14 protein-coding genes and 5 tRNA genes are annotated in these 17,967 nt (G+C 43.1%); 9 read left to right on the top strand and 10 right to left on the bottom strand.

The window, feature by feature from the left end:
- Positions 1-52: 52 nt before the first annotated feature.
- The 3 genes from GTW09_RS05325 to gltX form a co-directional block, all read right to left on the bottom strand.
- Positions 53-128: transfer RNA gene (locus GTW09_RS05325), tRNA-Glu, on the bottom strand.
- Between the two features lie 167 nt (positions 129-295).
- Positions 296-371, bottom strand: a tRNA-Ala gene (locus GTW09_RS05320).
- An 85-nt stretch (positions 372-456) separates the two neighbouring features.
- Entirely contained in the window at positions 457-1,866 is a 1,410-nt protein-coding gene (gltX, locus tag GTW09_RS05315; protein WP_163110613.1) for a glutamate--tRNA ligase, read from the bottom strand.
- Positions 1,867-2,156: 290 nt separating this feature from the next.
- On the opposite strand from gltX, the gene GTW09_RS05310 reads away from it, so the two are divergent.
- The 4 genes from GTW09_RS05310 (at position 2,157) to GTW09_RS05295 (ending at position 3,112) form a co-directional block, all read left to right on the top strand.
- A tRNA-Val gene (locus GTW09_RS05310) sits at positions 2,157-2,232 on the top strand.
- Between the two features lie 34 nt (positions 2,233-2,266).
- A tRNA-Val gene (locus GTW09_RS05305) sits at positions 2,267-2,342 on the top strand.
- 23 nt (positions 2,343-2,365) lie between these two features.
- Positions 2,366-2,441 (top strand) — tRNA-Val (locus GTW09_RS05300).
- Positions 2,442-2,782: 341 nt separating this feature from the next.
- Positions 2,783-3,112, top strand: a complete 330-nt coding sequence (locus GTW09_RS05295) for a hypothetical protein (RefSeq protein WP_163110611.1) — start codon at positions 2,783-2,785, stop codon at positions 3,110-3,112.
- Positions 3,113-3,202: 90 nt separating this feature from the next.
- On the opposite strand, the gene GTW09_RS05290 is transcribed toward GTW09_RS05295, so the two are convergent.
- Positions 3,203-3,445, bottom strand: a complete 243-nt coding sequence (locus GTW09_RS05290) for a hypothetical protein (RefSeq protein ID WP_163110609.1) — start codon at positions 3,443-3,445, stop codon at positions 3,203-3,205.
- A 301-nt stretch (positions 3,446-3,746) separates the two neighbouring features.
- Between GTW09_RS05290 and GTW09_RS05285 the strand changes: the two genes are divergently transcribed.
- Positions 3,747-5,369 (top strand): response regulator, encoded by a 1,623-nt coding sequence (locus GTW09_RS05285; protein WP_163110607.1) that lies wholly within the window; start codon positions 3,747-3,749, stop codon positions 5,367-5,369.
- 56 nt (positions 5,370-5,425) lie between these two features.
- On the opposite strand, the gene GTW09_RS05280 is transcribed toward GTW09_RS05285, so the two are convergent.
- A complete protein-coding gene (locus GTW09_RS05280; protein ID WP_163110732.1) occupies positions 5,426-9,679 on the bottom strand; it encodes a hybrid sensor histidine kinase/response regulator in 4,254 nt (1,417 codons plus the stop codon).
- 242 nt (positions 9,680-9,921) lie between these two features.
- On the opposite strand from GTW09_RS05280, the gene GTW09_RS05275 reads away from it, so the two are divergent.
- Positions 9,922-10,263, top strand: a complete 342-nt coding sequence (locus GTW09_RS05275) for a carboxymuconolactone decarboxylase family protein (RefSeq protein ID WP_163110605.1) — start codon at positions 9,922-9,924, stop codon at positions 10,261-10,263.
- Between the two features lie 174 nt (positions 10,264-10,437).
- Here GTW09_RS05275 and GTW09_RS05270 read toward each other — a convergent pair whose 3' ends face one another.
- Together GTW09_RS05270 and moaA are read right to left on the bottom strand one after the other, a co-directional pair.
- On the bottom strand, positions 10,438-10,965 hold the full coding sequence (locus GTW09_RS05270; RefSeq protein ID WP_100971349.1) for a GNAT family N-acetyltransferase: 528 nt from the start codon (positions 10,963-10,965) through the stop codon (positions 10,438-10,440).
- A gap of 85 nt (positions 10,966-11,050) precedes the next feature.
- Positions 11,051-12,019 (bottom strand): GTP 3',8-cyclase MoaA, encoded by a 969-nt coding sequence (gene moaA, locus GTW09_RS05265; protein WP_163110603.1) that lies wholly within the window; start codon positions 12,017-12,019, stop codon positions 11,051-11,053.
- 248 nt (positions 12,020-12,267) lie between these two features.
- Between moaA and GTW09_RS05260 the strand changes: the two genes are divergently transcribed.
- The 3 genes from GTW09_RS05260 (at position 12,268) to GTW09_RS05250 (ending at position 14,684) form a co-directional block, all read left to right on the top strand.
- On the top strand, positions 12,268-14,058 hold the full coding sequence (locus tag GTW09_RS05260) for an ABCB family ABC transporter ATP-binding protein/permease (protein ID WP_071979428.1): 1,791 nt from the start codon (positions 12,268-12,270) through the stop codon (positions 14,056-14,058).
- A gap of 12 nt (positions 14,059-14,070) precedes the next feature.
- Positions 14,071-14,286: a DUF3820 family protein gene (locus GTW09_RS05255; protein WP_163110601.1), complete on the top strand. Its 216-nt coding sequence runs from the start codon at positions 14,071-14,073 to the stop codon at positions 14,284-14,286.
- A gap of 65 nt (positions 14,287-14,351) precedes the next feature.
- Positions 14,352-14,684, top strand: coding sequence for a hypothetical protein (locus GTW09_RS05250; RefSeq protein WP_163110599.1), 333 nt, complete (start codon positions 14,352-14,354; stop codon positions 14,682-14,684).
- 175 nt (positions 14,685-14,859) lie between these two features.
- On the opposite strand, the gene GTW09_RS05245 is transcribed toward GTW09_RS05250, so the two are convergent.
- The 3 genes from GTW09_RS05245 to GTW09_RS05235 all read right to left on the bottom strand — a co-directional run bounded on the left by GTW09_RS05245 (position 14,860) and on the right by GTW09_RS05235 (position 17,964).
- The gene (locus GTW09_RS05245) at positions 14,860-16,203 is read right to left on the bottom strand and encodes a class II 3-deoxy-7-phosphoheptulonate synthase (protein ID WP_071979431.1); all 1,344 of its coding nucleotides are present in this window, start codon (positions 16,201-16,203) and stop codon (positions 14,860-14,862) included.
- A gap of 79 nt (positions 16,204-16,282) precedes the next feature.
- Positions 16,283-17,047: an ATP-binding cassette domain-containing protein gene (locus GTW09_RS05240; protein WP_163110597.1), complete on the bottom strand. Its 765-nt coding sequence runs from the start codon at positions 17,045-17,047 to the stop codon at positions 16,283-16,285.
- Entirely contained in the window at positions 17,044-17,964 is a 921-nt protein-coding gene (locus tag GTW09_RS05235) for a FecCD family ABC transporter permease (RefSeq protein ID WP_420809539.1), read from the bottom strand. Before GTW09_RS05235 ends, GTW09_RS05240 begins: the two co-directional genes overlap by 4 nt.
- Positions 17,965-17,967: the final 3 nt, after the last annotated feature.

The raw sequence follows: 17,967 nt of genomic DNA, 5'->3' as shown, positions 1-17,967 counted from the left end.
TAAAAAACTCCAGCCTATTTCACAGTATTGACCGACTGTGACGCGATTAAAATGGCGTCCCCTAGGGGATTCGAACCCCTGTTACCGCCGTGAAAGGGCGGTGTCCTAGGCCTCTAGACGAAGGGGACAATAAATCGTTTCAAACGTAACTGTTTGAATCAAACACACCGTATATTCACTAAACAAACAACGATGTGATGAAATATTGTCGCAACCGATTACACTCAACCCGAGCTATCAGTTAGCCTATCAAGTTATTTATTCTTATCTTACACACTGAATGTGAAGTATAACTTGGTGGAGCCAGGCGGGATCGAACCGCCGACCTCCTGCATGCCATGCAGGCGCTCTCCCAGCTGAGCTATGGCCCCGTTGTGTCATAGTCAATTTATTATGACTGTTCCGTGACAGCGGGGCGCATTCTAGGCATCCCCCCCTGTCATGTCAACGGTTTTTTTATGAATTTTCTCTGTTTGCTATAAAAGTAAGCGCTTTGTCGATTCTCTCACCAACTTTGTCTTTTGACAGCAAATGTAGAGTTACATCAAGCGACGGAGAATTACCACCGCCTGTTGATGCTACACGCAGCGGCATGCCTACTTTCCCCATACCTACTTCTAACTCTTCAGCCGTAGCATTGATAGCAGATTGAATGCTTTGTGGTGTCCATTCTTCAAGCGCTAATAGCTTATCTTTCACCAGCTCTAATGGGCCTCTAGCAACAGGGCGAAGGTGCTTTTTCGCGGCGTTGGCGTCAAATTCATCATAGTCTTGATAAAAGTACGTTGAGATCTCCGCAAGCTCTTTCAGAGTCTTCACGCGGTCGGCTTGAATTGCAATAACCGATTCTAGAGAAGGGCCCGTTGTTATATCAATATTCAACTGGTCAAAATGCCATTTTGCATGTTCAGCAACGTCACTTGCTGGCATAGACTTAATATAGTGCTGATTCAACCAAATAAGTTTCTCAGTGTTGAATGCAGAAGCAGACTGCCCTATTCCATCTAGACTGAAGTGCTCAATCATTTCATCAAGTGTAAATACTTCTTGATCGCCATGAGACCAGCCTAATCTAACAAGATAGTTCAATACTGCCTGAGGTAAAAAGCCGTCATCGCGATACTGCATTACGCTAACTGCACCATGACGCTTCGACAATTTCTTTCCATCGTCGCCTAGTATCATGGATACATGGGCGTATTCAGGGATAGGGGCACCCAGCGCTTTTAATATATTAATTTGACGAGGTGTGTTGTTGATGTGGTCTTCACCGCGCACAACATGCGTTATATTCATATCCCAGTCGTCAACAACAACGCAAAAGTTATAGGTAGGTGTACCGTCTGTCCGCTGGATAACTAAATCGTCCAGTTCACTATTGCTTATTTCAATTGTTCCACGAACGTGGTCGTTTATTGTGACCGACCCTTCCAGCGGATTTTTGAACCGAACAACGAATGGCTGCCCTTCTGGGTGATCTGTTCTGTCGCGCCATGTTCCCGGGTAGCGAGGTTTTTCACCTTTCTCTTTTTGCGCTTCACGGATGGCATCTAACTCTTCTGAGCTCATAAAGCACTTGTACGCTTTACCTTCGTCTAATAACTTTTGAATAAGTTCTTTATAACGATCAAAACGTTCAGTTTGATAAACCGGACCTGTATCCCAGTTTAAGCCAAGCCATTGCATACCGTCTAAAATGGCTTGTTTTGCTTCCTCTGTTGAACGCTCTATATCTGTATCTTCTATACGAAGAACAAATTCACCGCCTTTACTTTTTGCATAAAGCCAAGAATACAGCGCAGTGCGTGCGCCACCGACATGAAGATACCCAGTAGGGCTAGGTGCAAATCGTGTTACAACCGACATGGCTACTCTCTATTGTTTAATAAGTTCTAATCTGCGCGCATTCTACCAGTGTACGAGTAAGGACAAAAGTCGCTTGCTCTACTCTGTAAAATTAATTAAAAAGAAACAATTCATTATTTCACTTGCTGTAGTTGCTGAATAACGGTGTGTTTTTCATCGATTAATTTAAAATTTCGACAAAACGTTTAATTTTCGCGCATACAGTAATTTTCTTTGATTTTATTGTTGACACTATCAGAAGCAACTCTATAATACCGCCCCACTTGCCAAGGCAAGTCAACAAACAAGACGGACGCTTAGCTCAGTTGGGAGAGCATCGCCCTTACAAGGCGAGGGTCACTGGTTCAAGCCCAGTAGCGTCCACCAATCTTGCTTGTTACTAGAATTGCGAAATAAAAATGGACGCTTAGCTCAGTTGGGAGAGCATCGCCCTTACAAGGCGAGGGTCACTGGTTCAAGCCCAGTAGCGTCCACCACTCTTTTCGAATTCATCTCTATCGGACGCTTAGCTCAGTTGGGAGAGCATCGCCCTTACAAGGCGAGGGTCACTGGTTCAAGCCCAGTAGCGTCCACCATTCTTTTACAAAATTCATTTCTTTTGTCATAAGACTCGATGGTTCAACAACTTCGTTGCGAGCCACAGCAGCGTCCACCACTCTTCTACAAAATTCATTTCATTTGTCATAAGACTCGACGGTTCAACAACTTCGTTGCGAGCCACAGCAGCGTCCACCATTCTTTTACAAAATTCATTTCATTTGTCACATTAGCTCTTTATGTTATGGAGGATACGCTTTAACGCCGTCGTTTATCGATGATAGAAAGCAATCTTCTTGCAAAATGCAACGTAGCTGAGTTGTCGTAAATAGCGCTTATGCTATATTCAAACAAATTGTAAATTATGTCTTAAGATTCGATGATAACCACAACTATAAAACCTAAGCAGGTACGCCAGACTGGTTCCCGCTCAACGAAAGCTGATATTTGCTTTAAAGCAAGAGTACCCTTGTTCGCCGTTGCAGCAGTTTGTTTAGTTAGCGGTTGTTCCAATACCCAACATCAGGCCCGCCTCAACACATTGAGTAAGAATTATTGTTCCGATGCAGTGGTGGGTAATTGCAGGCTGGTAACACCTAGTATTATTCAGCTTGAAGCACCGAACGATCCTTTCGAGGAACAGCTAAAGCCAATACACCAGCGTAGAGATGTTATTGAGCAAGAGTTTGAAGTATTGAGACGACGGTAACCTGAGCCAGGTCTTGCTGTCGTCTAAAATGAGGCAAACTGCTAACCAAGTTGGGCAGTTTAAGCAAACCCCAGAATATCCCTAAAGCACTCACATGAGTCTTATCAGTGAGCCTGCTGCGACAATAACATCTTCACCAGAACATGAAGTACATTTATTCACCTCTTCTTCCGTGCATTTATTAACGCCGTCTTTGAGGCAAAACTCAAACCTCGTTCTGCGCGTAACCGGCGAAGTGATTACATCGTCGCTTAAGTTCCTCCATCTCCACTTAGGAATTACTTTCATCGACTCAGTGGCAAAACGACCGGATGTGGCATCTATAACTTTCATTTCAGTGGTCTCCAACGACGGCATGAGTTATCAAATAATCCATCTCGGCTCAGCGTGCGTTAAAAGTTACATAGCTTGCTAGTTAAAGTGTTTAATTTTCGAGCATGCAGGCCGATAAAGAACTATATTAAGTTCAGAGTATTTAACACCGCATAGACATGTAAGTTTTTAAATACGTATAGGCTGGTTAATTGGTTGCTGGGTAAGTTATGTAGCCAGGTAAATTGTGAAACCGTGGATGCCTACAAAAATAGCTAAGGGATTTGAGCAAAATGACAGAATTTAGCGATGTGACATTAAAATGAAATACAATCTAGCAAAGGGCACCAGGCTACTTATTGCAGAAGACCAGGTATTAGCCAAGAGTCACTTGCATTATGCTCTCGAGCAACTGGGGTTTAAAAAAATAGATCACGTCGACCGCCCGTCTTCTGCCATTGCTGCGCTTCAAGAATTCGAATACGACGCAATTATCTGTTCTTATAACCTGCGCTCTGAGCAAGGGGGCTACTTTCTTCTTGAACAATTACAATCTGAACACGCGCTGTCGTTAACCAATGCGTTTATCTTTACAAGTGCAGATACTTCAGCAGAGGTTGTGCATGCCATTATAGAACTCCAACCCGATGAATTCATTGCTAAACCTTTTTCTGTTAACGAATTAGACAGACGTCTTTCTCGGGTTTTGTCTCGGAAAGCTGCGCTGAAAAATGTTTATCAATTTATGGACTCTGGAGAGCATGAAAGAGCGCTTTATGAAATAGAGCAATTTCTTTTACAACCTGAGTATGCGGAACATTTTCCGCTTGCTATGAAAATAAAAGGTGATCTTCTATTTCTTAATCAACGATTTAGTCAAGCTCTGGCTTTCTATGATGGCATTGTAAATGTTCAAGACTTTAGCTGGGCTAAGATAGGTATAGCGAAATGCTTAATAGCGCTGGAAGATTTTGATGATGCAGAGCGAGAGGTTTTACAATTAGCTATGCGGCCCGATGCCGAACTTGCTGCCTATGACCTGTTGGCCACATTGAAAATTAAGCATGAAGCCTTTGATGATGCCTTAGAATGCACGCGCTTAGCGTGTCAGATTTCGCCTAGAAAAATATCCCGTCATCGCCAAGCTGTAAACTTAGCGCGTATAACTCACAATTACGAAAGCCAGTTCGCCAGTGCTAAACATGTTGTCAGATATGCGAAAGATTCAATTCATGACGCCCCAGATAATTATCTTAATGCTGCTCGGGCAGGTGTAGACTTTGCCATGACCTCTGACCCTGCTGACGTTAATAAAATTGTCAAACAGGCCACCAGCTACCTTCAACAACTTAAACAAGCTCATCCGAAAACAGAACTGAACGAAGAGCTTAAGGTTATAGACGCGAGAATTCATTATTTGAAAGATGACATAACCAAAGCTCAATCTTTGTTATCTGACTTTCAAAGCGTCCATGCAAAACAACAATCTACAGAGGCGCTGCTCGATAGAGCAAAAGCCTTACATGAAGTTGGACTGAAAACCGAGTCGTTGAAAATATTCGATGCGCTCGCTAAACAATTGAGAACAGATGAGAACAGTGACGAGTTAATGTGTCGCTATATTACGCAAGAAAAAGAAGAGAAAACGGCAATTTCATTAAGTCCTAAAGCGCTCAACAATTCTGCGGTAGCCGAATATAAGCGTGGTAATTTAGAGCAATCTTACACTACGTTTTCACAAGCATTCAGAGTGATGCCTAAAAATCCGTCTATTGCGTTAAACTATTTACAGGCCATAGTACGAGCAAGAAAATCTCGTGAAGCGTTACCAGGTGATACTGTTCAAGCAATTAGATCATGCCGAGAAACACTCGAAACAGCGCAGTTATCTGAAGAGCAGCAGAGTCGCTACGACAGTGTGAAAAGCATCCTGACAAACCATTAACATGAATAGTAAAAGGCGTGCATAGCGCGAACAGCATAGCGCGAACTAATATCGACTTAATCTGACACTTCTATTTGTAGCCATTTTCGTAGCGTAACAATAACTTTCTCTTGCTCTATGGGCTTGGTAAGAAAGTCATCCATTCCGGCTTTCATGCACATTTCTTTATCGCTTTGCATCGCATTGGCCGTCATGGCTACAATGGGAACTTGATGGTACTGCGCTCCTGCTGTTCCTTTTCTGATTTGCCTCGTCGCTTCAAACCCGTCCATTTCCGGCATCTGACAGTCCATAACAATGAGTGAATATACGCAGTCTTCCCCAGCGGCTTGTAATAGTTCAATCGCCTCTTTTCCATTGTTTGCAACATCAACGATAAAACCAGCACCTTCGATAATACTTGTGGCGACAATTTGATTTATTGCATTGTCTTCAACTAACAATATGTGGGGTCCCTCAGATACTGCACCTTTTGATACTGCATCTTTCGATACGGCACCTTTCGATAATGAATATGTCGAGCTGTTATTGTTCTCTGCAGAGCTGCCTATATAATCGTCTTGAGTATCTGAGGGGCGCTCTTCACCGCTTTGCTTATGGTGGTGCTGATGGTGCTGATGAGAACTTGAACTTGGTTCGTCCTCAAGCACAAATCTAAGCGCGTTGATTGACAAAGGCTTAGGAAAGCTAGCATATAAACCAAACTCTTTAGCCTGTTGCGCACTGTCCAAATCTTTTAACAAAGTCATGGTAACCACTCGGGGATTGTTTGGTGTTTTATAGGTTCTTATAGCATGACAAAAAGACGCAGCGGCCATATCTGGCGTGGTTTTATCGAACAAAATGATAGTTATAGGACTCTTGCCAACAATGCTTTCTTCATAAACAGAAAGCGCACTTTTCGCTGTGCTAGCAAGCGATGTTTGAGCTCCCCATAAGTTGAGTTGCTTTTCCAGCGCTCGTTGGCTTGATAAATTTGGGGCAACAATAAGACAGTGATGATTAACGTTTTCTATGGTTGGCAATACGTCAGTAGCTTCGTTTACTTTTTTCACTTCACAAGTTACTTCAAAACAGCTTCCGCTGCCAATATCACTCGATACCCTCACGTCACCACCTAGAAGTTCACATAACTTTTTAGTGATAGTTAAGCCAAGGCCTGTTCCACCATAGCGACGGGTAGTAGACGCATCTACCTGCGTAAACGATTCAAAAAGATGTTCTAACTTGTGCTTCTCAATACCAATTCCCGTATCTTCCACAACGCATCGCATCAAATAACAATTTGCATCTTTATGAGGTAGAAGTTCTGCAGTAATGCTTATTTCACCCAGCTCTGTGAACTTCACTGCGTTGCTTAACAAGTTATTAAGAATTTGCTTAATACGGTTAGGGTCTGAATTAACTTTTGACGTTTGCACTTTCGAAACATCAACGATAACTTCCAATCCCTTCTCTTGGGCAGTATGTGCAATTGAGTACGCAAGCTCTTCAATTAGCGCTCGCAAATCAAAATCTACTGACTCGATATCAAGCTTGTCGGCCTCTATTTTTGAAAAGTCGAGAATATCGTTAATGAGCACAAGCAACGAATTCGCACTTGAGTTGGCAATGTTGGCTTGATGCGCCTGCTCGGCATTTAAACCACTGTTTTTTAATAGGCTAAGCATACCAACCACGCCATTTAATGGGGTGCGAATTTCATGGCTCATATTGGCAAGAAACTCTGATTTAAGTTTAGTTGCTTCCTCCGCCTTGTTTAAAGCCACTTTTAATTCGCGAGCCTGCAGCTCAAGAGACGCCGTTTTTTCAGAAACTTGTTGCTCTAAAACCTGTACGAAGCGCTTTTGCTTGGTAATCTCTGTTTGATGTAGCCGTGTACGTAGGTAAATGATCAGCATTACCGTTGCAGTGAGCAAAACACCGTAGAGGGTATACGCCCACCAGGTTTTCCATGGTTTCGACTCTACGTGCACATTAACGGCTAATTGTGCTGAACTCCATTCACCGTTTTGTTTTAATGCTCTCACTAGTAACGTATACGTGCCGCCATTTAAATTGGTAAATGACACATTATTGTAGTTTCCAATGTCTATCCATTGCTCATCATAGCCTTCAAGCTTATAAGCAAAGTGCGGTACAGTTGCGGCAGAGAGATCAAGCAGGGCAAATTCAAAAGAAAAGAAATAGTCTTCGTGAGAAAGATAGACATCTTTAACATATGACAGAGGTGTATCGGTACTAGCAGGTTCCCCCATAACGCTAAAGTCAGTTAAAACGATATTCGCATTGAGCTCCTGCTGGTCTGACTTCTCGTAATTAAAGTACTCTATGCCTCGTTGGCTACTAGTAAAAAAAGTACCTTGGGAAGATTTCAACAGGCTACTGGAGTAGTAATTCTGACCTGCGAATTTTGAGCTACTATTGTAATTTAGCGCTTGCTGTTTATATGGGTCGTATAGAAAAATGCCTTTGTTGGTAGTTAGCCATAGCCCCTCGTTTTCGCCGTCTGATACAGCGCGAATAAGCGGTGCAGGCAATCCTTGTTGCTCACTAAATCGTTTGAAACTTTGCGTATCGGGCTGATAAAGGTTGAGTCCTTTTTGGGTGGCAACCCAAATATTACCATTTCTGCTTTGGTATATATCTTCAACGATATTGCCTAACAAGCTATTATTTTTTTCCGTTGAGCTAAACGTGTCGAATCGTTTTTCGTCCTCTCGCCAAACACTCACGCCCTTCCCTGTGCCCACCCACATATTTCCGTCACGATCTTTAAAAATGGCCAGTGTTTCAGGGTGAGGCAATCCGTCTTTCTGAGTTAGGTGCTCAAAGGTATTGCTGTCATTGTTATAAACGTAAACACCATTTTTATAGGTTCCAATCCACAGGTTGTCGTTGTCATCTAACGCTAACGCCCTGAATTCTCTAAAATGACGATATTCAGCATCGTCTTTCGGATACTCCACTCGGGTTACATCTTTCGTAGCTGCGTCAAATCTTACTAAAAAGTCATCCTGTGCAACCCAAAACCTATTGTTTTCGATTGGTAAAATAATGGGTCGTTCAATAACCCCATTTTCTGCGTAATCATCAAAAGAACTGAACACCGAGTTCGACACTCGATGCAGGCGCTGCTCACCAGTTTTCCATTTATACACTTCAGCCTTGGCATTAACTATCAGCACATCGCCATTTTCGTCTAGTTCAATTCCATTAGGCGCTACGAGTAATTCGCTATCAATTATCTTAACTTTTCGGCGTGGTGAGAGCTTAAAAATGCCATGTACTTCACTTGTTATCCACTTTGTATGGGTATGATCTTCAAAGATTATCCTAAGACCATTATCAAATCCAAAGTCTGTTTTTTGCACCTCGTTATCGCTTTGCGAACGCCTGAATAACCCGTTTGTAGTGACAAACCATACAATGCCTTCGTGATCTTCAATCATCGAATTAACTTGACCTAATGCTTTGCCATCTTTTGTCAATTGAGGAATGAAGACACCACTTTCAGGTAAAAATAGAAAAGGGCCTTCTTGAGTTGCTACATAAAAACGGCCATCACTAGCCAAAAGCAAGCTACGAACTTCATTTGCGCCTGTAGCAGTTTCATTGGACTTATCGGGAAAGTAATATGTTGCTGTTAGGGTGTCTTTGTTAAGTAAATTCAAGCCATAGCTGGTTGCTACCCATAAGGTCTTTTCGTCGTTGTCGATTATGTCCCAAATACGATTATGAGATAAACCGACTTGGCTATCTTCCTCTCTCTGAACCCGCTGAAATTTCCCATTGCCTAAATAACGATTTAACCCTTTGTTGTAGGTGCCCAGCCAAATATCACCGGTTTTATCATGAAACAACGATTGAACCCGATTTGATGAGATTGAGTTAGCATTGTCTGGATCATGAAGGAAACGCTGAAATTTCCCGGTAGTAGGGCTGTACTTATTGACACCGCCTCCCCATGTTCCAACCCAAATATTGCCGTTTTTATCCAGCATCAGGTTTCCTGCATCGTTATGGGACAAGCCTTTTACTGCGTCGCTGCTAGCCTCGTATAGCTTTACATTCTTACCATCGTAACGCATGACACCATTTTCAGCGGTACCAAACCAAATAAACCCCTGCTGATCTTGAATAATGGAATAGATTTCCGAGGAAACGAAGCCGTCGGTGGCGGTAAATTGATCGATAGAATAGTCATTAGTAAGCGTGTCTGAAGCAGCTGAATAGCCTTTTGCACTCAACAGAAAAAACAAAAACGATACGTAAAGCACGTGTAGAAAAAAGGAGGGAAAGGTCGTCATTTTAAGCAAACACACGCTCTCTAAATAGTTTTATGTCGGGGCGACCATTGCCTTAAACCATAGTCCATAATGCGTTCTATTTCTATGCTACCAAAGACGTATTCTACAGCGCTTTTCGTATAAGTTTTGATACTAATCAAAATAACGTAGTCTCCAGTCGCTATACTCTTAGTATCAACTATCAAAAGTGTTGAGCTGAAACCCTTTTCCACTTGCTCAAGTACAAACATTGGGAGAAAACAATGCCTAAATCGTATAAACAAATTACCGAGGATCTTAACCCTTATTTGGCCGAAGTAAAAAAAGGCATGCCTGAGGTGATGAAAGGGTTCTCTGAAATGGCGAAAGCGGCTACCGCCGATGGTGCTCTGGATAAAAAAACTAAAGAGCCCATTGCACTTTCCATTGGCATCGCCACTCGTTGCGACGGGTGTATTGGTTTTCACGCGAAAGCGCTGGTTCATTTAGGGGCAACAAGAAACGAAATTGAAGAAGTTTGTGGTATGGCTATTTATATGGGTGGCGGGCCGTCATTTATGTATGCGGCTGATGCACTTCGCGCTTTTGACGAATTTAGCGACTAAACAGCTCTGACGCTAATGGGTAACCGTATTTTTAGAAATTAGCACTATATTGATTTATTTTTCGGATTTTGAGTTTGAACTAGCAAATTTGAAGATAGGGCCAAACTAAATTAGTTCCACTTGGAAGCCAGATAATGTTTAAGCAGCTGGCTTTTGAGTGTTGTGCCTATGTTTTCAGGTTGTATAAACCACAACTAATTCTTGAAAAACGCTATCTTTGTATTCTAGTTCGTGGCTAAAACGCATACCCAACTTTTTCATAATGTTGATAGACGCTTGATTTTCAGGGTTTGCAATGGCTGAAAACTTGTCCATGCCTATTTCGTAGAGACTCTCTTTAACTGCATTGGCGGCCTCGGTAGCATAGCCCTTTCCCCAGCTACTGCGTTTAAAACGCCAGCCCAATTCAATATTATCGCTTTCTGGGCTTTTAGTAAAAAAGCCAAAAGGACGTACCAAAATCCATCCGATGCTCTCTTTGTTATCGAGGGTTTCTACACGCCAAAGGCCCCAACCTAATGCGGGATTGGAGTAAGCTTGGAAGCGGGGAACAAATATATTTTGGATGTCTTCTCTGGAAGATTTTTTGCCGCCGTTGATAAACTTCATGACCATTTCGTCCTGGTCAAGTTCCCAAAGAAAATCAGCATCGGCTTCCGTTACGTAATGGTAGGTAAGACGCTCACTATCCCTGATTTGCATATACTTCCTGTCGATCTTATTATTTTTTTCGAATATATCCTATTTTTATCCAGATCCAAATAATTTTTTAATCGGCTCTGGTCATTTAACCACCTAACATGGCTAAATGTTTGGTCGCTCCCGTTTTGCCCTCGTGTAAATAGTGGGTAGCATCTTTTTGGCTCAAGGCGTGCTGTAAAAACTGAATAACCTCTTCTACATTTCCTGTAGACAGCAAGTCTCTCATATCAATACCATTTTCACTGAAAAGACACAGATGCAATTTACCTGGAGCAGAAACACGCAGCCGATTACAGGTTTTACAAAAGTCTTTGCTGTAAGGCATGATTAACCCAATTCTACCGGCATAGTCAGGATGAAAAAACTCTTGTGCAGGCCCAGCATCTTTTCTTCTTAACAGGGGCTGCCATCCCATATTTTCCAGTTGTTTTTTAATCGGCGACCCGCTTTGATGCTGCTTATTGAAAAATTGTGTAAGGTCGCCAGTTTCCATTAGTTCTATAAAACGAAGCGTTACAGGCGTATCTTTCAGCCAGCTTAAAAAACGTTGTAATCGGCTTTGCGAGAAGTCATTAAGTAGCACTGAGTTTACTTTAACCTCTAAATCAGCCTCGATGGCTGCGTCTAAACCTCTTAATACTGAGCGCAATTTATCTTGCCCCGTTATTGCAGCAAATTGCCTGGGATCTAGGCTGTCTATGCTCACATTAACTTGGTCCAGTCCGGCTTCTTTCCACGTTGATGCGAACTTTTCCATACGAGCGCCATGCGTGGTCATTGCAACTCTTTCAATTCCTGGGGTATTGGCAGTAAGCCTAAGAATATCGATAAAATCTCGTCGTAGAGTGGGTTCGCCACCCGTGAGGCGGACTTTAGAGGTACCCAAGCGAGCAAATGCCTGAAGTAAGGTATCTATTTCTTTTAGCGTCATAAAGTGTTCGCTTGTGGGGCCGTCATAGCCATCAGGCAAGCAATACTGACAGCGGAAGTTACATGCTTCAGTTACCGATAAGCGCAAATAATGAAACTGTCTTCCAAAACTATCTTCTAACAAACTAACTCCTATTGCTATGGCCTTATTTTCAGCGTATTCACAGTGCTATATTTTGTGTACCCTACACAAAGTTCTACTTTAGCATTGTAATGCTTTTCATTAGGTTAAATAAGACCAATATAATCTTTGTATTATTTCATTTCGTATCCTAGATACGTAAAAATGACACGACCCAGCGCGAGCACTCTTGTTTAAGCGTGCTATGCACCTACTTACAAACCTAATTCAGGTAGTTATTGCAGTATAAAATGAGAAGAAATCGCCAACCCATTAACGACGACGAACCAGTAAAATGGCAAGTTTTATCACAACTCATCCCCTATCTTTTTGAATTTAAACAGCGTGTTGCTTTGGCTATTTTGTGCCTGGTAGCCGCTAAGCTCGCCAGTATAGGGCTGCCATACGTTTTGAAATACACAGTGGACAGTCTAAATGGGGATCTCTCAACCCTTGCGGTGGCAGTGCCTATCAGCTTGATAGTTGCCTACGGTGTTCTACGTTTACTAAATGTACTATTGGGAGAAATTCGCGATACCTTATTTGGTCGGGTTACCGAGCGAGCAATGCGTCGTGTCGGCCTTAAGGTTTTCAAGCACCTGCATAATTTGGATCTTGGTTTTCATTTAAATCGCCGAACTGGAGGGCTATCCAGAGACATTGAGCGGGGCACAAACGGCATTAGCTTTTTAATGCGTTTTATGGTGTTCAACATTGTGCCTACCTTATTAGAAATAAGTTTGGTGGTTGGTCTTCTGTTATTTCAATTCGGTATTTCTTTTGCACTAATTATTGTTATTAGCGTTGTTGTTTATGTGGGCTTCTCTATGAAAGCCACAGATTGGCGAACCCAGTTTGTGAAGCAGATGAATGAAGCAGACTCAACAACTAACTCTCGTGCTGTAGACAGTTTACTGAATTTTGAAACTGTTAAGTATTTCAACAATGAACGCTTTGAAGCTAACCGCTACGACGAAGATTTGGCCGCATGGGAAATTGCCAGGCGCAAGAACCGCCTTTCACTTTTTACGCTTAACGCGGGTCAGGCCAGTATTATTGCCATCGCCATGACTGCCATGATGGCTAATGCCGCGCTGGGGGTTTTAAATGAAGAGATGACCATTGGTGACTTTGTTTTGATAAACGCGTTTACTATGCAAATATTTATGCCTCTTAATTTCCTTGGGTTTGTTTACAGAGAAATTCGCGGCAGCCTAGCCAATATCGATAAGCTATTTAATCTGCTCGAGCAGGTTCCCGCTATAAAAGACGCTGCTGACGCAAAAACATTGCAAACCTCAAATCCTACTGTGAGCTTTAACGATGTTCACTTTTCTTATGGTGAAAAACGCAAAATTTTAAAAGGCATAAGCTTCAGCGTTCCTGCAGGAAAAAAGGTAGCAGTGGTTGGTCCAAGCGGTGCGGGAAAATCTACCATCATGAAACTGCTTTTTCGGTTTTACGAACCTAATTCAGGTGAAATTTGTATCGACGGGCAGCCCATAAATACACTGACACAAGATAGTCTTCGCTCACATATTGGAATTGTTCCGCAAGACACAGTGCTATTTAACGCGTCGTTACGTGAGAATATTCGCTACGGAAACCCGGATGCCTGTGATGAGGAGATTGAACAAGTCATTAAACTTGCTCACCTTGAAGCATTTATTGAAAAATTACCCGAAGGTTTAAATACCACCGTGGGAGAGCGAGGCCTCAAACTATCTGGTGGCGAAAAGCAGCGAGTGGCTATTGCTCGAGCTCTATTGAAAGGCGCCTCTATTATGATATTTGATGAAGCGACCAGCTCTCTTGATAGCGCATCGGAAAAAGCCATTTTATCTGCGCTTAGAGACGCAGCAAAAGGTCATACAAGTCTTGTGATTGCCCACCGTTTATCTACTATAGTTGATGCCGATGAAATTTTGGTGATTGATGATGGGCAAATAGTTGAACGTGGTACCCACGAGACATTACTTGTTAAGCAGGGTGAATACGCCTCACTTTGGCAAAATCAGCAACGCGATAAACTTGAAAACTAGCGAAGAAGTAAAATGGACCCAGCTGATATTAAAGACGCTATCAATCAAACCATGCCTTTTGGAAAGTATGCGGGAAGACGCTTGTTTCACCTTCCAGAGCCGTACTTGGTATGGTTCAACAAGCAGGGATTTCCAGCAGGTAAGTTAGGTGAACAGCTTGCGCTAATGTACGAGATAAAGCTCAACGGTCTTGAATCGGTAGTTGAACCCCTGCTCATTGAGGATTGAGCCTTGGCAACTGAGCCTTGCGCTAACGGTCATTACATATCACCAACCATAAATAAAAGCAGATAATGTCAGTAAGACCTCGAAAACAAAAACGAAGCGAAGTAAACGCACGAATCTTGAAAATTCATGAAGCTATCGCGCAAAAAGTCGTGAATCAACCTGAATTGCTAGGTCAGGTTCACCAAACCCTAGAGCAGCGTTATAAAAATAAGCTTATGCGGTACGGCAGCTATATGCTGTGGCAGAGTATTTTGGAGACTTTTGATAACCCAGAGCTGTTCAAATCTTTATTACTTAGCGATGATGAAAGGACGGCAAACCTTAGGCGAGAAACAATTTTTATAGGCGTGCTCTCTGAGGATGAGCGTCAGCAAGTCTTAAGCGGTTTAAAAGGATAGCAAGGCCTCTTACTTCGAACTCATACGAAGAGCTGAATACTAACAACTGCATACTAACAGCGCGACTATCTCAAAATCGCCGATTATGGTTGTTACGTTATCTTTGTAGGAACAAAAAAGCGCTGTCAGATTGCTCTCCAACAGCGCTTTTTCAAAATGAGCAGTATTTTTTAACCTAAGCGTTTCGCAAGTGGTCGGCGACTAAAAACGCCATTTCTAACACTTGGTCTGCATTTAATCTTGGATCGCATTGGGTTTTGTACGCCTGCGCCAAATCTTCATCACTAATCTGATAGGCTCCGCCGGTGCATTCAGTCACATGCTGACCCGTCATCTCTAAATGAATACCACCTGCGTGGGTTCCCTCAGATTCATGGGCTTGGAAAAACTGCTTAATTTCTCGCAATATTGCATCGAAATTCCGGGTCTTGTAGCCAGAAGATGCAGAGAAAGTGTTGCCGTGCATAGGATCCGAGCTCCATACCACGTGACGGCCTTCATCTTTCACTCGCTTCAATAAACGCGGTAGGTTTTCAGCAAGATTATCAGCTCCCATTCGGGTGATAAGCGTTAAGCGACCTGGGTCGTTGAGCGGGTTTAATTTGTCAATTAGGCGAATGAGTTCGTCTTCTTCCATGCTCGGCCCCACTTTTACCCCAATAGGGTTGTGGATCCCGCGGAAAAACTCAATATGAGCGTGATCAAGTTGGCGAGTGCGCTCTCCAATCCACACCATGTGCGCAGAACAATCGTAAGGTTTGCCGGTTAATGTATCGGTGCGAGTCAGTGCCTGCTCATAGTTTAGCAATAGTGCTTCATGAGACGTAAACAACGACGTCTCGTGCAATGTAGAACTTGAGTTCGCATTAATACCAATAACGTCCATAAACTCTAACGAGTCTTGAATTCGCGTAGCCATGTCGGTGTAGCGTTCTTTGAGAGGGCTGTTTTCGACAAAAGCCATATTCCAACGATTGACCTCGTGAAGATCTGCCAAACCACCCTGTGCAAATGCGCGTAATAAGTTAAGAGTAGAGGCGCTGCGGTGATAAGCCTCAAGCAAACGATTTGGATCGGGACGGCGAGCCTCTTCAGTGAACTCAAAATTATTAATGATATCGCCGCGATAGCTTGGTAGTGTCACACCATTTCGCGTTTCAAAATTTGATGAGCGAGGCTTGGCATACTGGCCAGCCATACGTGCCACCTTCGTTACCGGACAGCGACCGGCAAATGTCAACACAATGGCCATTTGTAACAGCACTTTAAACGTATCGCGGATTTTAGGTGCGTTAAACTCGTCAAAAGACTCGGCGCAGTCACCGCCTTGCAATAAAAATCCTTTGCCTAAACTCACTTCACCTAGCTGTCGACGCAACTCTCTGGCCTCAGCGGCAAATACTAACGGAGGATAAGTACTTAAGGTCTGCTCAACATTGCTCAATAGCGCGCTGTCTTCATACTCGGGCTGCTGCAAAATAGGCTTTTGCCTCCAGCTATCTACTTTCCAATCACTCAAGGTTATTCTCCTGAAAAATAAGTCGACGTAAAGTTAGCATTACAAACGTCTGAAAAAATATTTCTTTATTTTACCACACTTATTCTAAGGTGATAGGCGCGCAAACTTGAATTTCTAGAAAGTTATTTTTCTGATTTACCGAAAAGTGACACTCGAAAACTTTTTCTAAATTAAATTGGGTCGCCACCTTAGAGGGGCTTCCGCTAGCGACTATATTGCCCTGTTGAATTAACCATAGCTGGCTGCAATAGTTAACGCTTAGCCCAATATCATGCGAACTCATGATAACCGTATTTCCCTTTGAACAGAGCGTTTGCACTAGTGTTGCCACTGCGTATTGATGACGAATATCTAATCCCTGAAGGGGCTCGTCGAGAATGGCTATCCCCTCTCCTTTCAAAAGCTGAGGCCATATCTGCAGTAGCGCGCGACATATCTCTACCCGCTGCCGTTCTCCTCCTGATAACTGCGTGATTGGCTTATTTAGAAAAGTGGCTATTTCAAGAGCCGTTTCGAGCATGCTTGGAATGATTAAGCTTTCACTGATACTATAAAAAGATAAGTATTCTGAAACGGAAAGAGCAAAGCTCAATTCTAACTGTTGGGCGAGTACCGTTCTCATTGATGCTAGCTCGGCTAAAGACCAGTACTCTAAAGGTTTTCCCTTGAAAGTTATGCGTCCATTATCAGGTGAAACGAGCCCCGCAATCGCTGTCATAAGGGTGCTTTTACCTGCACCATTTGGACCAATAACGTGAATACAGTCGCCTTTTTGGGCATTCACAGATACCCCGTTTAAACGCTTTTCTATCTCTAAATCAGAAACTTGTATCACTGCGTTCATCTAAGCTGGCCTTTAAGCAACGCCCATATGAGCAGTGGTCCGCCGAGTGTGGCCGTGATCATAGATACCGGCAGCGTTATTGCGCGCGTGAGCTCGGAACACAACGCGACTAGCAGCAATAAGCTCGCCCCAACTAGGGCGCAAAGTGGTAATAAAAGCCTGTTATTGTGACCAATGAGTAGGCGTAAAATGTGCGGCACTAACAATCCAACAAACGCGATAGAGCCAGCCATAGACACAGCAGCCCCCACAGCTACGGCACAAGCCACTAAGCTACGCTCCGTTAGTTTATGAACATCTACGCCACTGCTTGTCGCGGCGACGTCACCTGCATACAAACGATTGTATTTGCTCGCGTTTGAAAACTGAAAGGCTAATGCGGCTATAACGAGCGGCGCGCCAACTACCAAAATTGGCCATGTAGTTTGATATAAACTTCCCATTAACCAAAACGTGAGGTTTCTAAGGGAATTCGCATCGCTAAACAAATACAGCCAGGCGATGGCAGCACCACTTAACGTAGATATTGCAATGCCAGAAAGAATAACCGCTGTAGAAGAACCTAACAGCCTTCTTGCCAATTTATAAATGATGAAGGTAGTGGCTAACGCACCAATAAAACACCCTACAGGGAGAATGTAATGAAGATAATTTTCCGCCCACTGAGGGGTTGCAAGCAATAACACCGCAGCGACCAAGCTAGCACCGCTGGTAATGCCCACTATACCAGGGTCTGCCAAAGGGTTACGAAGCACAACTTGTAGTGTTGCTCCGCTTACCGATAATGCGGCACCAACTAACGTGGCAGTTAGCGCCAGGGGCAGTTGAAGTTGATATAAAATATGAAGCTTTAATTCATAAGGTGTGTCGGTAAATCCCACAGCAGAGAGAACGCCAAAGAGCGCGCAGATAAACACTGT

The organism is Alteromonas hispanica, from assembly GCF_010500915.1.
Lineage (GTDB): Bacteria > Pseudomonadota > Gammaproteobacteria > Enterobacterales > Alteromonadaceae > Alteromonas > Alteromonas hispanica.
Note: the sequence above shows the minus strand (reverse complement) of the source record. Positions and strands in the feature narration are given on the sequence as shown.

Excerpts from the sequence above, each read along its gene's own strand:
- gltX (WP_163110613.1), bottom strand. The coding sequence starts at position 1,866 with ATGTCGGTTGTAACACGATTTGCACCTAGCCCTACTGGGTATCTTCAT.
- GTW09_RS05295 (WP_163110611.1), top strand. The coding sequence starts at position 2,783 with ATGATAACCACAACTATAAAACCTAAGCAGGTACGCCAGACTGGTTCC.
- GTW09_RS05290 (WP_163110609.1), bottom strand. The coding sequence starts at position 3,445 with ATGAAAGTTATAGATGCCACATCCGGTCGTTTTGCCACTGAGTCGATG.
- GTW09_RS05285 (WP_163110607.1), top strand. The coding sequence starts at position 3,747 with ATGAAATACAATCTAGCAAAGGGCACCAGGCTACTTATTGCAGAAGAC.
- GTW09_RS05280 (WP_163110732.1), bottom strand. The coding sequence starts at position 9,679 with ATGACGACCTTTCCCTCCTTTTTTCTACACGTGCTTTACGTATCGTTT.
- GTW09_RS05275 (WP_163110605.1), top strand. The coding sequence starts at position 9,922 with ATGCCTAAATCGTATAAACAAATTACCGAGGATCTTAACCCTTATTTG.
- GTW09_RS05270 (WP_100971349.1), bottom strand. The coding sequence starts at position 10,965 with ATGCAAATCAGGGATAGTGAGCGTCTTACCTACCATTACGTAACGGAA.
- GTW09_RS05260 (WP_071979428.1), top strand. The coding sequence starts at position 12,268 with ATGAGAAGAAATCGCCAACCCATTAACGACGACGAACCAGTAAAATGG.
- GTW09_RS05255 (WP_163110601.1), top strand. The coding sequence starts at position 14,071 with ATGGACCCAGCTGATATTAAAGACGCTATCAATCAAACCATGCCTTTT.
- GTW09_RS05250 (WP_163110599.1), top strand. The coding sequence starts at position 14,352 with ATGTCAGTAAGACCTCGAAAACAAAAACGAAGCGAAGTAAACGCACGA.
- GTW09_RS05240 (WP_163110597.1), bottom strand. The coding sequence starts at position 17,047 with ATGAACGCAGTGATACAAGTTTCTGATTTAGAGATAGAAAAGCGTTTA.